Raw genomic sequence first — 14,092 nt, forward strand, 5'->3', positions numbered from 1 at the left:
CATGACAGCTGCTCTGTCTCATGCCCCGCGGTTCGAATTGCCGACGGCAGCCACCTGGTCAGATCCCTGGCTCATGTACCGAGCGCTACGCGACGCCGATCCCGTCCACCACGTCACGACGGACACGCCGGGCGGCGACTACTACGTGCTGTCCCGCCACGCCGACATCTGGGCCGCCGCCCGGGACCACGAGACCTTCTCGTCCGCGCAGGGCCTGACTGTCAACTACGGCGAGTTGGACATCATCGGACTGCGGGACAACCCGCCGATGGTCATGCAGGATCCGCCGGTGCACACCGCGTTTCGCAAGTTGGTGGCTCGCGGCTTCACTCCCCGACAGGTCGAGGCGGTGGAACCGCAGGTCCGGGCGTTCGTCGTCGAACGGATCGAAGCGCTGCGCGCGGGCGGTGGTGGCGACATCGTCGCCGAGTTGTTCAAACCCCTGCCCTCGATGGTCGTTGCGCACTACCTGGGCGTGCCTGCCGGCGACCGGGAGCGGTTCGACGCCTGGACCGACGCCATCGTGGCAGCCGGCGACATGAACACCGCGCTGGAGACGCTGGGTGAGTCCCTCGGCGAGATGATGGCCTACTTCGCCGAGCTGATCGAACGCCGCCGCACCGAGCCCGGTGACGACACGGTGTCGCATCTGGTCTCCGGTGGCGTGGACGCCTTCGCCATCCTGGCCTTCGCCTTCACCATGGTCACCGGCGGCAACGACACCACCACCGGAATGCTCGGCGGCTCAGTGCAACTCCTGCACCAGCGGCCCGACCAGCGCCGCCTGCTGGCCCGGCAGCCGGAGCTGATCCCGGACGCGATCGACGAGTTCCTGCGGCTCACCTCACCGGTCCAGGGGCTGGCCCGGACCGTCACGCGCGACGTCACCATCGCCGACACCACCATCGCCGAGGGCCGCCGGGTACTGTTGCTCTACGGCTCGGGCAACCGGGACGAGCGCCAATTCGGTCCCGACGCAGCCGAATTGGACGTCACCCGGAAACCCCGCAACATCTTGACGTTCAGCCACGGCGCCCACCACTGCCTGGGCGCGGCCGCGGCGCGGATGCAGTCCCGGGTGGCGCTGACCGAACTGCTGACCCGGTGCCCGGACTTCGAGGTCGACGAATCGGGAATCGTCTGGGCATCGGGCAGTTACGTGCGACGACCGCTGTCGGTGCCGATGACGGTGCGGCGCTGATGGCGGGCAACGACTGGCTGGGCACGCGGCGCAACGAGGTGGCAGCCGACCGGATACTCGACGCGGCGGGTGACCTGTTCGCCGAACGCAGTCCGGGTTCGGTCGGCATGCACGAGATCGCCGCGGTCGCAGGCTGTTCCCGGGCCACGCTGTACCGCTACTTCGAGAACCGCGACGCGCTGCACACCGCGTACGTGCACCGCGAGGCCCACCATCTGTACGCGCGGATGACCGAGTGCATCGCCGAGGTCGCCGATCCCCGCGAACGCCTGATCGCGGGGTTCCTGACCTCGCTGGAGCTGGTGCGTCAGAGTCCGGCGCTGAGCTCGTGGTTCGCCGCCAGCGCCTCTCCCATCGGCGTCGAGATCGCCGAGAGCTCAGAAGTGATCCAGGCGATGGGCTCGGCCTTCATCGTCTCCCTGGGCGCCGACGACCCTGCCGCCGTGCAGCGCAAGGCCCGTTGGCTGGTACGGGTGCTGACATCGCTGCTGCTGCTGCCGGGCCGGGACGCCGCCGACGAGCGGGCGATGGTCGAGGAGTTCCTGGTGCCGATCATGGCACCGGGTCACACCGTCAGCCGCAACTCCGCGCCCGGATGAGTGCTCAGGGTGATCACCACGTCCCCGGAACCGGTGGCGAACTGCGTATTGGCGTAGCCGATGAATCCGTAGTGTCCGTCGATCACCGAGACCGCGGTGATGTCGCCCTCGCCGCTCGCGCCGGTGGTCTGATTGGTCCACGTCGCGGCGACCGTCAGCGTGCACGAACCGTCGTAGCGGCCTGCGTCGTAGCTGATCGCCACCCGCACGCCGTTGCCGTCTGCCATCGGCGTCACCTGCGCGTCGGCGCTGACGGTGCCGCCGCAGCCCGGGGAGGCCACCACCGGCACCGCCGGGAGTTGCGCGTAGGACTCGGCCGCGGCGGGCGCGGCGAGCAGCACCGCAAATACGAACAGCACTCCGATCAACCGGGTCATACCGGATGTATCGGCGCGCACGACGGCGGTGTTAGTCAGGCCACCCAGTACCCCTGCGCCTTGACCGACTTCTTCGGGATTGCGTAGTCCTCCCGCAGCACCTTCGCCACGCTGCGGGTGGTGCGGTTGTCACACGCCACCCAGCCGAAATGGTCCGTCGCCTCGAACGCGGACTCGGCGACCGCCTGCACCAGCGCAGCTCCGGCGTCGCGGCGATCCACCCAGGTCACCGGGCGGTTCCCGAACACGGGGAGGGCGCGGTCGTCGTCGTGACCCGCCTCCAGGAACACCGTCGCCGGGGTGTCGCCGATGGCCTCTAGCAGCGAGTTGATCGCGGGCAGCGACGCGGTGTCACCGACGACGACGTAGCCGGCCGGCGTCGGGGAGGGCAGCGCGAAGTTGCTGCCCAGCACGGTCACCTCGAGCACGTCACCGGGCTGCGCCTGCTGCGCCCAGCGGGTGGCCAGTCCCTCGTGCAGCGCGAAGTCGATGTCGACGCTCCCCGCTGCGGCGTCGGGGTTGACCAGGGTGTAGCCGCGTTGGTGAGCCTTGTCGCCGTCGGGGAACCACCCGCGGATCCACATGGTCGGATGCACCGCGTTCTCGCGCAGCAGCTTGCCGGAATCGAAGTGCAGCCGCAGGTAGTGCGGGCTGATCTCGGTGCGCCCGGTGACGGTCAGCTGGTAGTCGCCACCACGCCAGAGCTTGACGAGGGCCCCGGTCAGTCCACGGGAGGGTTTCACATCAGCCATGCCAGTAAGGCTAGCCTAACTTCTTGTCGGTGTGGACCTCACGACCGGACGCGGGTGAGGCGGTGCAGCAGCCACGCCACCGGAACCGACACCGCCATGGTGGCCGCGAACAGTTGCCACATGGACCCGGTGTACACCGGGTCGCGCAGCACCTCGACCATCACGAGCTCCATCAGGACCAGGTGCACCAGGAAGATCTCATAGGAGATCTCCCCCAGCCACACCATGGGTCTGCTGGCCAGCAACCGCGAGTACCAGCCCCGATCACCCAGTGCCAGCGGCGCGATCACCAGCGCCGAGATCACGGCATAGAAGCCGGTCTTGAACAAGGCCTCGTACAGCTGCGCCGGCGAGGTGGTGGGCTCCCCGCCGATCGGTGTGGACACGATCAGAAAGCAGATCAGCGCAATCGGCAGGGCCAGGAACGCATAACACCGCACCCGCATGGCCTGCAGGACCGCCAGCAGCATGCCCGCCAGGAACCACACCAGATAGGTGGGCAACCAGAGCCGGGCGCCGTCGGGCAGCACGGTGGTGTCGTGCACCAGCACCAGCCACACCGGTGAGATCAGGGCCAGCCCCGCCAGCCCCGCCAGCAGCAGGCCCGGCCGCCAGGCGCGCCGGCACAGCACCACCAGCAGCAGGTAGGCCAACGCGGGCAGCACCACATAGAACGCGGCCTCGACCGCCAGGCTCCACATCTGCGTGAGCCCTTGGTGCAGAAACGAATTCAGGTAGCCGTCGGTGTAGATCTGCGTCAAGGTCAGGTTGCGGAACAGCCCTTCCCAGGTATGCCCGGGGTTGGGGCCTGCGGTGCGAAAGTGGTAGAGCAGATACGCCAGCAGCACCGTCACCACGTAGGCGGGCATGATGCGCCGCACCCGGTGCCAGGCGTACCGCGTGACCGACGGACCTGGGCGTCCCTCAGACGCGGCCTGCACCCACGGCCGGAACAGCAGGAAGCCCGACAGCGCGAAGAAAATCGGGACGCCGATCTCCATGCGCGAATACACCAGTCCCAGGTAGCCCTGCGGGTACTTGCCGGTGGTGTACGCGGCATGAGTGGCGACCACCAGAATGGCTGCCACCGCGCGGATTCCGGTGAGCGAGGCCACCCGGTCGGCGGTGGAAATCTGCTCGAGACCACCGACGGCGTCCACCCGATCGGACGCGGTCATGGGTTCTTGCGGTACTTCTTGGTGTCGCGTTTGGGAGGTCCGGAACGGCGGGGCGCGCCACCGTCATCGGGCTGCAGGTTGATCAGGTTGCCCTGGATGCGGGTCCTGGCCAACTTCTGCAGCGTCTCGGCCGGCAGGTTCGGCGGCAACTCCACCAACGAGAAGTCCGGCTTGATGGTGATGTGCCCGAAATCGCTGCGGTGCAGCCCGCCTTCGTTGGCGATGGCGCCCACGATGGCACCCGGCATCACCTTGTGCCGTTTGCCGACGTCGATCCGGTAGGTGGCAAAGCCACCGTCGCGGCGCATCGGCTTGTCCGGCCGCGGCGGGCGGTCGGCGCGCTCGCGGCGCTTCTCCGGCGGCGGCTCGGTCAGCAGGAACTCTTCCCCGTCGCGGCTCTGCAGCGCCAGCGCCGCGGCGATGTCGACCATCGGCACGTCGTGATCACGCTCGTAGCCCTCGATCAAGGTGCGGAACAGGTCGATCCCCGGCTTGGCCAGTGCATCGGTGATCGAATCGCGGAACTTCTGCACCCGCTTCTCGTTGACGTCCTCCACCGACGGCAGGTCGATCTCGACGAGTTTCTGCCGGGTCACCCGTTCGATCGCGCCCAGCAGGTGGCGTTCCCGCGGCGTCACGAACAGGAACGCGGTGCCGGAGCGGCCGGCGCGGCCGGTGCGCCCGATGCGGTGGACGTAGGACTCCGGGTCGTGCGGGATGTCGAAGTTGACCACGTGCGAGATGCGCTCGACGTCCAGTCCGCGGGCAGCCACATCGGTGGCCACCAGGATGTCGATCGAGCCGTCCTTGAGCTGGGCGATGGTGCGCTCACGCACGGCCTGCGGGATGTCGCCGTTGATGGCGGCGGCGGCAAAACCGCGGGCGCGCAGCTTCTCGGCCACCTCCTCGGTGGCCTGCTTGGTGCGCACGAAGACGATCATGGCGTCGCCCTGCTCGACCTCGAGGAGCCGGGTGAGCGCGTCCATCTTGCGCGGGTAGGACACCAGCAGGTAGCGCTGCGTGATGTTCTCCGCGGTCTGGGTCTTGGACTTGACCATGACCTCGACCGGATCGTGCAGGTACTTCGACGTGATCTTCTTGATGGCCGGTGGCATGGTGGCCGAGAACAGCGCCACCTGCTTGTACTCCGGGGTGTCGGACAGGATGCGCTCGACGTCCTCGGCGAAGCCCATCTGCAGCATCTCGTCGGCCTCGTCGAGCACCAGGTAGTCCAGGTGCGAGAGGTCCAGGTTGCCCTTCTCCAGGTGGTCGATGACACGCCCGGGGGTGCCCACCACGATCTGGGCGCCGCGCTTGAGGCCGGCGATCTGCGGCACATAAGAGGAGCCGCCGTACACCGGCAGCACGTTGACCCGCAGCTTGGCGCCGTAGCGGCTGAACGCCTCGGCCACCTGCAGCGCCAGCTCGCGGGTGGGGGCCAGTACCAGGGCCTGGGTGATGCGGCTGTTGGTGTCGATCTTGCTCAGGATGGGGATGGCGAACGCGGCCGTCTTACCGGTGCCGGTCTGCGCCAATCCGACCACGTCGGAGCCCGCCAGCAGGGCCGGGATGGTGGCTGCCTGGATGGCGGACGGGGTTTCGTAGCCGACCTCGGAGACCGCCTCCAGGACCGCTGGGTGTATCTGCAGATCAGCGAAGGTCTCCGGCGCCGAGGCGGCGTCGGAGGACGGGGTGGGCTGATCGGGTTCCGGAGTGCTCATCGGGGTATCAGTCTAGAGCCAGAAGGCGACCATGCCCGACCGTCGCCGGATCGGGGGTGGGTCCACCAGCCGGTAGCGTGGCGCGGTGTGTGGCGAACGGGCGAGAGAACAGCACTGATCGGTCGCACCGTCGGGGGTGCGCTGGCCGCGGTGGCCGTGGCTCTGGCGCCGGCCTGCAGCTCCGGTGACTCCACCGCATCGCAGACCCCCGAGGCCACCTCCACCAGCCCGGTGCCAGCCGCACCGCCCCCGACCACCATCGCCCCGCCCCCGCCGCCGACGGACGAGCCCGCCGACCCGTGCGCGGTGAATCTGGCGGCTCCCGCCATCGTCGCGGCGGTGTCCGAGCTGCCGAAGGATCCGCGCAGCGGGCAGAATTGGAACCCCGAACCGCTGGCCGGAAACTACAACGAGTGCGCGCCGCTGTCCGCGGTGATCGTCAAGGCCAACACCAACGCCGACAACCCCAACACCCGCGCTGTGCTGTTCCATCTGGGCAAGTTCATCCCCTCCGGGGTGCCGGACACGTTCGGTTTCAACGGTATCGAGACCACCCAGAGCACCGGCGACACCGTCGCACTGAAATTCACGAACGGACTGGGGCTCGACAGCATCGTGAAGTTCCGCTGGAACGGCAACGGCGTGGAGCTCATCGGTAACACCGGTTAAGGCTGTCCCCGCCCCCACCTACAGTGGCGGGCGTGTTCGTCGACGGGGGCAACGTGCTCTACAGCGCGTCAGATCTGGCTGCCGCGGCGCGCTGTGAATACGCCCTGCTGCGGGCCTTCGACGCCAAGCTGGGCTGGGGCCCGCCGGTCGATACCGAGGACCAGCTGCTGGCACGCACGTCCGCGCTGGGTGACGAACACGAACACCGCCGCCTCGAGGAGTTGCGCGGCCAGTTCGGTGACGAGGTCACCGTCATCGGGCGGCCCACCTACACCGGCGGGGGGCTGTCCGCCGCCGCGGCCCACACCCTGCGCGCCGTCACCGACCGGGCGCCGGTGGTGTACCAGGCCGCCATGTTCGACGGCCGCTTCCTGGGGTTCGCCGACTTCCTGATCCTCGATGACCACCGCTACCGGGTGGCCGACACCAAACTCGCACTCTCGGCCAAGGTCGAGGCCCTGCTGCAGCTGGCCGCCTACGCCGACACCCTGACCCAGGCCGGCGTCCCGGTGCACGACGAGGCCGAACTGATCCTGGGCAACGGCACCGCAGTCCGCTATCGCCTCGACGAGATCATCCCGGTGTACCGCCCGCGGCGCGCGGAGCTGCAGCGTCTGCTCGACGCCCACTTCGCCGCCGGAGCGCCGGTGCGCTGGGAGGACGACGAGATCCGGGCCTGCTTCCGCTGCCCCGAGTGCGAGGTCAAGGTGCGCGAGCACGACGATCTGCTGCTGGTCGCGGGGATGCGGGTCAGCCAGCGGGCCCGGTTGATCGAGGCCGGGGTGACCACCGTCGCCGAGCTGGCCCAGGGCACCGCAGCCGTTCCCGATCTGCCGCAGCGCACCGTCACCGCGCTGCGCGCCCAGGCTCGGTTGCAGCGCCAACCGCGGATCGACGGCAAACCACCCTACGAGGTGGCCGACGCGCAACCCCTGATGGTGTTGCCCAATCCGGACAAGGGTGACCTGTTCTTCGACTTCGAAGGTGACCCCCTCTGGACGGCCGACGGCAGCCAGTGGGGCCTGGAATACCTCTTCGGCGTCCTGGATTGCACCGACCGGTTCCAGCCGCTGTGGGCCCACGACCGCGCCGCCGAGCGGAAAGCGTTGCAGGACTTCCTCAAACTCGTCGCCAAACGCCGCAAGCGCTACCCCGGCATGCACATCTACCACTACGCCGCCTACGAGAAGACCGCGCTGCTGCGGCTGGCCGGGCGCCACGGCGTGGGCGAGGACGCGGTGGACGATCTGCTGCGCAACGGCGTACTGGTGGACCTGTTCCCCTTGGTGCGCAAGAGCATCCGGGTGGGCACCGAGAACTACAGCATCAAGTCGCTCGAGCCGCTGTACATGGGCGCGGAGTTGCGCACCGGCGAGGTCACCACCGCCACCGCCTCCATCACCGAGTATGCGCACTACTGCGAACTGCGCGACCAGGGCCGCGACGACGAGGCAGCGGCATTGCTGCACGCCATTGCCGAATACAACCTCTACGACTGCCGGTCCACCCGCCGGCTGCGGGACTGGTTGATAGGCATCGCCTTCGAAGCCGGGGTTCCGCCGCTGGGGGCACAGCCGGTGCGCGACGGCGCTGAGGCCGATGAGGACGACCAGCTGGCCCGCACGCTCGCCGCCTTCGTCGGAGACGACCCGGACGACAGGACTCCCCCGCAGTCCGCCGTCGCCCTGTTGGCCGCCGCCCGTGGCTACCACCGGCGTGAGGACAAACCGTTCTGGTGGGCCCACTTCGACCGGCTGAACAACCCGGTGGACGAATGGGGTGAGGACACGGGCGTTTTCTTGGCCGACGGGGCCGAGGTGGTCGCCGACTGGCACATCCCACCGCGGGCCCGCAAACCGCAGCGGCGCATCCAGCTCTCCGGTGCGCTGGCCTCAGGTGAGCTGAGCCGGGAGATGTTCGCGCTCTACGCCCCGCCGTCCCCGCCGGGGCTCACCGACGACGTGGAGCGCCGCGCAGCCGGATCGGTCACGCTTCTCGAGTGCGACGACCTGGAGACACCCACCAGCGTGACGGTGGTCGAACGGGCGGCCAAGGACGGCAGCACCTTTGACCAGCTGCCGTTCGCGTTGACTCCGGGCTCCCCCATCGCCACCAAGGCGCTGCGCGAATCCATCGACGGCACAGCACAATCGGTGGCCGCCGGGTTGCCCCGCCTGCCGGAGACCGCCGTGGTGGACCTGCTGTTGCGCCGCCCGCCCCGCACCCGCTCAGGTGCACCGCTGCCGCATGCCGGCGCGCCCGTCGAGGACATCACCGCAGCCCTGCTGGACCTCGATTCGTCATACCTCGCGGTGCACGGCCCGCCCGGCACCGGCAAGACCCACACGGCCGCGGCCGTGATCGCGAACCTCGTCACGAACGCCCGGTGGCGGGTGGGCGTGGTGGCACAGTCTCATGCGGTGGTGGAGAACCTGTTCTGCGGGCTGCTGCGGGCCGGGGTCGATCCCGAGGTCATCGCCAAACGCGACACCCGTACCGAGGACGCCCCGTGGCAACAGTTGGACGCCAACGCCCACGCGGCGTTTGTCTCCGAGCATGAGGGATGCGTGATCGGCGGCACCAGTTGGGATTTCGCGAATGCCGGACGCATCCCACCCGGCTGCCTGGATCTGCTGGTGGTCGAGGAGGCCGGCCAGTTCAGCCTGGCCAACACCATCGCGGTGGCACCGGCCGCGGCCAACCTGCTGCTGCTGGGAGATCCGCAACAGCTGCCTCAGGTCAGTCAGGGCACCCACCCCGAACCGGTGGACGAGTCCGCGCTCGGCTGGCTGGTGGACGGCCGGCACACGCTGCCCGACGAACTCGGCTACTTCCTGGACCGCTCCTGGCGGATGCACCCGCAGGTGTGCGCCGCGGTGTCGCGTCTGTCGTATGACAACCGGCTCACCGCGGTGGACGAGGTGAGCGGTCGGCGTTGCCTCGAGGCAGTGGAACCCGGCGTGCGGGTGTTGACCGTCGATCACGAGGGCAATGCCACCGAGAGCCGGGAGGAAGCCGCCGCCATCGTCGCCGAGATCACCGCCATGGTCGGCAGGGCGTGGACCGACGAGGACGGCACCCGTCCGCTGACCGCGGCCGACGTCCTGATCGTGACGCCCTACAACGCCCAGGTGGCGACGCTGCGCGAACAGCTGGACGCCGCGGGTCTGAGTCAGGTGCGTGCCGGGACCGTCGACAAGTTCCAGGGGCAACAGGCGCCTGTGGTGTTCGTGTCGATGGTGGCGTCCTCGATCGACGACGTGCCCCGCGGGATCTCGTTCCTGCTCAATCGCAATCGGCTCAACGTCGCCGTGAGTCGCGCTCAGTACGCCGCCGTGATCGTGCGTTCGGTATTGCTGACTGAATACCTGCCCGGCACACCGGACGGCCTGATCGACCTGGGCGCGTTCCTGACGCTGAGCAGCTAGTCGCGGTGCGGGCCCGCATGACGCCCGTATCGCGGCGCGTCCAGCGGCTCGACGTCGGCCCCCGGGTGTTCGTACGGCGCGATGTCGTCCAGATAGTCGATGTCACGCCCGTAGCTGGGCGCGGCGTCCTCGTCGACCAAGGAGTTCCAGAACTGCACCGGATCGGCCGGCGTCGCGCGGACCGGGAGTCGATCGGTCAGCGGCTCCACCGCGGGCACCCGGGCGAACTCCTCGGTGCGCGGGTCGCGGCTCACCGGCAGGTAGGCATCATCGGCGAAGTCGTCGTCGTAATCGTCGTCGTAGTCGTCATCTGCGTAGTCGTCATCGTCGTAGTGGTCATCTGCGGCGGCGCGCTCGTCATAGGCGTCCACCGCGGGTATCACCTCGGTCGGGGTGCTCACCGGCACCGCCGCCCGCCGCACCGAGCCGAGCAGGAAGATGGCCGCGATCACGCCGAACAGCCCGATGAACGCGGGCAGCAGCAGCGACTGGGACAGGGCGGCGGCGAACGGTTCCCGCAGGAACGCAGGCAGCTCGGTGACCGCTCCTTCACCCGGCGGCGGTCCCTGCCCGTCACCGGGCATCTCCGCACTGATGCGGGCCGTCATGAAGGCCGCGATGGCCGCGCTGCCGATGACCGAACCGACCTGCCGGGTGGCGTTGTAGACCCCGGAGGCGGCACCGGCGAGGTCCGGGGGCAGGTTGCGGGTGGCTGTCGCGGCCAGGGGCGCGAAGATGAACGCCGTCGCCACCCCGAGCGCGGTCAGCGGCAGGATCAGCCGCCAGATCGGAGTGCTCGGTGCCATCTCGGCGGACAGCCAGGTCAGCGCGATGGCCAGCACGGAGAAGCCGAAACCGACGACCGGACGCGGGTGCGAGCGGTCCACCAGGCGACCGACGAACGGGGCCAGGACACCGGTGGCCACGGCCATGGGTGCGGTCAGCAGTGCCGACTGGGTGGGCGAGAGCCCGCAGACCGCTTGCGCGAAGAACATCACCGGCACGATGAAGGCGGTGATGACGAAGCCGATGACGGCGCCGCCGGCGTTGGCCAAGCTGAAGTTGCGATCGGCGAACATCCGCAGCGGGATCAGCGGCTCGTTCGTGTTGACCGCCTGCCAGTAGACGAACGCGCCCATGAAGGCCAGCCCCGCGACGATCACGAGCCAGATCCACCATGTCCAGCTGTTGGCCTGGCCTTCCTGCAGAGCGAAGACAATCAGGAACATCCCGAGGCCTGACAATGCGACGCCGAGCAGGTCGAAACCGCGGTTGGTGGTGGGCAGCACCGGGATCAGCCACACCGCGAGCGCGATGCCCAGCACACCGATTGGAACGTTGACGATGAAGATCCACTGCCAGCCGAGGCTGTCCACCAGCACGCCACCGGCCAAGGGACCCACCAGGGTGGCGACCCCGGCGGTGGCACCCCAGACGCTCATCGCCACACCGCGGCGATCCGGCGGGAAGATGCGGGTGATGGTGGACAGGGTCTGCGGGGTCAGCAGCGCCGCTCCGACACCTTGCAGCACCCGCGCGGCGATCAGCATGCCGATGGAATCGGACAGGCCGCACCACAGCGACGCGACAGTGAACACCGCCAGGCCGGCGATGTAGAGGTTCTTGGGACCGAACCGGTCACCGAGGCGACCTGCCACCAGCAGCGGCACCGCGTAGGCCAGCAGATACGCGCTGGTCACCCAGATCACCGCGTCATAACTGGCGGCGAGGTTCTCCATGATGCTCGGGTTCGCGACCGCGACGATGGTCGAGTCGACCAGGATCATGAAGAACCCGATGAGCATCGCCCACAGTGCGTTCCACGGGTTGGTCTGCGCTTGGGCGGCCGACGGCAACCTCCGGGCGGTCTGCCCGCCGGTTTCCGTCATACCGCCACCCACTCACTGTCGATCGATGCCTCCGGGCATGGTGCCACCTCAACCTGTCACGCTCACGCGGAGGGGACCGATCTCAGGCGGCTTCGGCGGCCAGTTCGGAGCGCGCGGGTGCAGTGTCGGTGGCGGCCTGTCGCACCGACAGCAGGGCGACCAGCGCGATGACGACACTGACTGCCATCACCGCAGCCATGGCCACCTCGTCATTGCCCAGCACGCCGACCAGCGGCGCCACCAGCGCGCCGAGCCCGAACTGTGCGGCACCCATCAGAGCCGCAGCGGTGCCGGCGGATTCCGGGTGCCGCGACAGCGCCAACGCGGGTGCATTGGGCATGACGAGGCCCATCGCGGCCAGGATGGTCCACACCGGGATCAGGAAGCCCCACACGCCACCGGTGTGCGTCAGCGCCATGGCGACGAACACCACGCTGGCCACCACCGCCGCGCTCAGCGCGGTGAGAACGATCCGCATCGGCGAGAACCACTTGAGCAGCACGGGGTTGGCCTGCGTCGACGCGATCAGCGCCACGGCACCGGCGCCGAAGAGCAACGCGAAGTCCTGCTGATTGACCCCATAGCGGTCCTGCAGCACAAACGCCGCACCGGCGATGTAGGCGAACAATCCGGCCATGGCCAGGGCCGCCACCGACACCAGCACCACGAACCGGGCATCGCGGAGCAACCGGACGTAGGTACGTGCGACCCCACCGATCCGCAGCGGCGGGCGATGCGAGGGCGGCAGCGTCTCCGGCAGAGCGAGCGCCCCCATCAGCAGCAGCAGCCCGGCCATCACCACCAGAGCGGCGAACACCCACCGCCACGAACCGTGCAACAGCACACCGGCACCCAGCGAGGGGGCCAGCACGGGCGCCGCCCCGAGCACCAGCATCAGCCGCGACATCATCGTGGCCGCGGCGCGCTCGCGATAGAGGTCGCCGACCACAGCCAGCGCCACCACCATGCCCGCAGCCGCGCCCATGCCCTGCAGCACGCGCCCGAACCCGAGCACCGCCACGTTGGGCGCCGCCATACAGATCAACGAGGCGACGATGTGCAGCGCGATGCCCGCCATGAGTGGGCGCCGGCGGCCCAACGAATCCGACAGCGGACCGATGATCAGCTGCCCGAGCGCCAACCCGGCCAAGGTGCCGGTCAGAGTCAACTGCACCACCGAGGACGTCACCGAGAGGTCCTCGCCGATGGTGGGCAGCGCAGGCAGATACATGTCGATGGTCAGCGGACCGAGGGCCACCAGGGCGCCGAGGACCAGGATCATTCGGATGCGGTTGGGTGCCGCCTGCTCGGAAAAGACCACGCTCTACAACAGCATCGACAGTCAATGAATTTCTTCCCGACACCCCCGACAGTGACCGGACTCACTGTCAGGCACCGACCCGGCCCGCCGTTCGTTGCCTTTTCGCTAGCCTTGACAGCAAGGACGTCCAGGGAGGCTCGGTGAACATGGAACGGTCCCGCGACAAACACGTAGTGCGCTCGGCTCCGGACCTGCCCGCCAACGCGGAGGCAGACCCGGGTACCGCGGCGAAGGTGCTCTCCCACCTCATCGAGACCGGCTCCCGCGTGCAGGCACCGGCCGTCAAGGCCTATGTGGATCGGCTGCGTGCCGCCGACCCGACCGCCACCCCGGCCGAGATCGTCGCCAAGCTGGAGAAGCGCTACCTGGCCGCGGTGATGGCCAGCGGCGCGGCCGTGGGGTCGGCGGCGGCGTTCCCGGGAGTCGGGACCCTGGTGGCGATGTCGGCAGTGGCCGGCGAAACCGTGGTGTTCCTCGAGGCCACCGCGGTGTTCGTACTGGCGGTGGCCGAGGTCCACGGGATCGGGGCCGAGCACCGGGAACGCCGACGGGCGCTGGTGCTCTCGGTGCTGGTCGGCGAGGACAGCAAGGGCGCGGTGGCCGACCTCATCGGGCCCGGCCGCACCAGCGGAGCCTGGCTCACCGAGGGTGCAGCCTCGCTGCCGCTGCCCGCGGTGTCGCAGCTGAACTCGCGGCTGGTGAAGTTCTTCGTCAAGAAGTACGCACTGAAGCGCGGCGCTCTGGCGTTCGGCAAGATGCTTCCGGTCGGCATCGGCGCCGTGATCGGAGGCGGCGGCAACCGGCTGATGGGACGCAAGATCGTCAAGAACGCACAAGCGGCCTTCGGCCCCGCCCCCGGCCGGTGGCCGGGCACCCTGCATGTGTTGCGCTGAGCCGCCGGCGACCGCGGCGGAACTGTGCACAACGTCTCCGCTGCCGGCATGGTCTGACGTACAG

Annotated in this window: 11 protein-coding genes; 5 read left to right on the forward strand and 6 right to left on the reverse strand. The window is 69.0% G+C overall.

The window, feature by feature from the left end:
- Position 1 precedes the first annotated feature (1 nt).
- Together G6N58_RS01375 and G6N58_RS01380 are read left to right on the forward strand one after the other, a co-directional pair.
- Positions 2-1,201, forward strand: a complete 1,200-nt coding sequence (locus G6N58_RS01375; protein ID WP_115280042.1) for a cytochrome P450 — start codon at positions 2-4, stop codon at positions 1,199-1,201.
- Positions 1,201-1,800 (forward strand): TetR/AcrR family transcriptional regulator, encoded by a 600-nt coding sequence (locus G6N58_RS01380; RefSeq protein WP_115280041.1) that lies wholly within the window; start codon positions 1,201-1,203, stop codon positions 1,798-1,800. The genes G6N58_RS01375 and G6N58_RS01380 overlap by 1 nt, the downstream gene beginning before the upstream one ends.
- Here the strand turns inward: G6N58_RS01380 and G6N58_RS01385 are convergent.
- Genes G6N58_RS01385 through G6N58_RS01400 form a run of 4 tightly spaced genes read right to left on the reverse strand, consistent with a single transcriptional unit; the run spans position 1,767 to position 5,828 of the window.
- Positions 1,767-2,177, reverse strand: a complete 411-nt coding sequence (locus G6N58_RS01385) for a hypothetical protein (protein ID WP_115280040.1) — start codon at positions 2,175-2,177, stop codon at positions 1,767-1,769. The genes G6N58_RS01380 and G6N58_RS01385 overlap by 34 nt on opposite strands.
- A 35-nt stretch (positions 2,178-2,212) precedes the next feature.
- Complete coding sequence (locus G6N58_RS01390) at positions 2,213-2,929, reverse strand: siderophore-interacting protein (protein WP_115280039.1); 717 nt, start codon at positions 2,927-2,929, stop codon at positions 2,213-2,215.
- A gap of 38 nt (positions 2,930-2,967) precedes the next feature.
- Positions 2,968-4,107 carry an acyltransferase family protein gene (locus G6N58_RS01395; protein WP_115280038.1) on the reverse strand — a complete coding sequence of 380 codons (1,140 nt, stop codon included), beginning with the start codon at positions 4,105-4,107 and terminating at the stop codon, positions 2,968-2,970.
- Entirely contained in the window at positions 4,104-5,828 is a 1,725-nt protein-coding gene (locus G6N58_RS01400; protein ID WP_115280037.1) for a DEAD/DEAH box helicase, read from the reverse strand. Before G6N58_RS01400 ends, G6N58_RS01395 begins: the two co-directional genes overlap by 4 nt.
- Positions 5,829-5,942: 114 nt before the next feature.
- Between G6N58_RS01400 and G6N58_RS01405 the strand changes: the two genes are divergently transcribed.
- Together G6N58_RS01405 and G6N58_RS01410 are read left to right on the forward strand one after the other, a co-directional pair.
- Positions 5,943-6,497: an LppP/LprE family lipoprotein gene (locus tag G6N58_RS01405; protein ID WP_232068067.1), complete on the forward strand. Its 555-nt coding sequence runs from the start codon at positions 5,943-5,945 to the stop codon at positions 6,495-6,497.
- Positions 6,498-6,529: 32 nt separating this feature from the next.
- A complete protein-coding gene (locus tag G6N58_RS01410) occupies positions 6,530-9,925 on the forward strand; it encodes a TM0106 family RecB-like putative nuclease (protein ID WP_115281896.1) in 3,396 nt (1,131 codons plus the stop codon).
- Here the strand turns inward: G6N58_RS01410 and G6N58_RS01415 are convergent.
- Entirely contained in the window at positions 9,922-11,814 is a 1,893-nt protein-coding gene (locus G6N58_RS01415; protein WP_115280036.1) for an MFS transporter, read from the reverse strand. The two genes, G6N58_RS01410 and G6N58_RS01415, sit on opposite strands and share 4 nt — an antisense overlap.
- A gap of 82 nt (positions 11,815-11,896) precedes the next feature.
- Positions 11,897-13,096: a multidrug effflux MFS transporter gene (locus G6N58_RS01420; RefSeq protein ID WP_115281895.1), complete on the reverse strand. Its 1,200-nt coding sequence runs from the start codon at positions 13,094-13,096 to the stop codon at positions 11,897-11,899.
- A 185-nt stretch (positions 13,097-13,281) separates the two neighbouring features.
- Here G6N58_RS01420 and G6N58_RS01425 point away from each other — a divergent pair, with 185 nt between their 5' ends.
- Positions 13,282-14,028 (forward strand): hypothetical protein, encoded by a 747-nt coding sequence (locus tag G6N58_RS01425; protein ID WP_115280035.1) that lies wholly within the window; start codon positions 13,282-13,284, stop codon positions 14,026-14,028.
- The last annotated feature ends 64 nt before the right edge of the window (positions 14,029-14,092 follow it).

It is taken from the genome of Mycolicibacterium tokaiense (genome assembly GCF_010725885.1).
GTDB classification, from domain to species: Bacteria; Actinomycetota; Actinomycetes; order Mycobacteriales; family Mycobacteriaceae; genus Mycobacterium; species Mycobacterium tokaiense.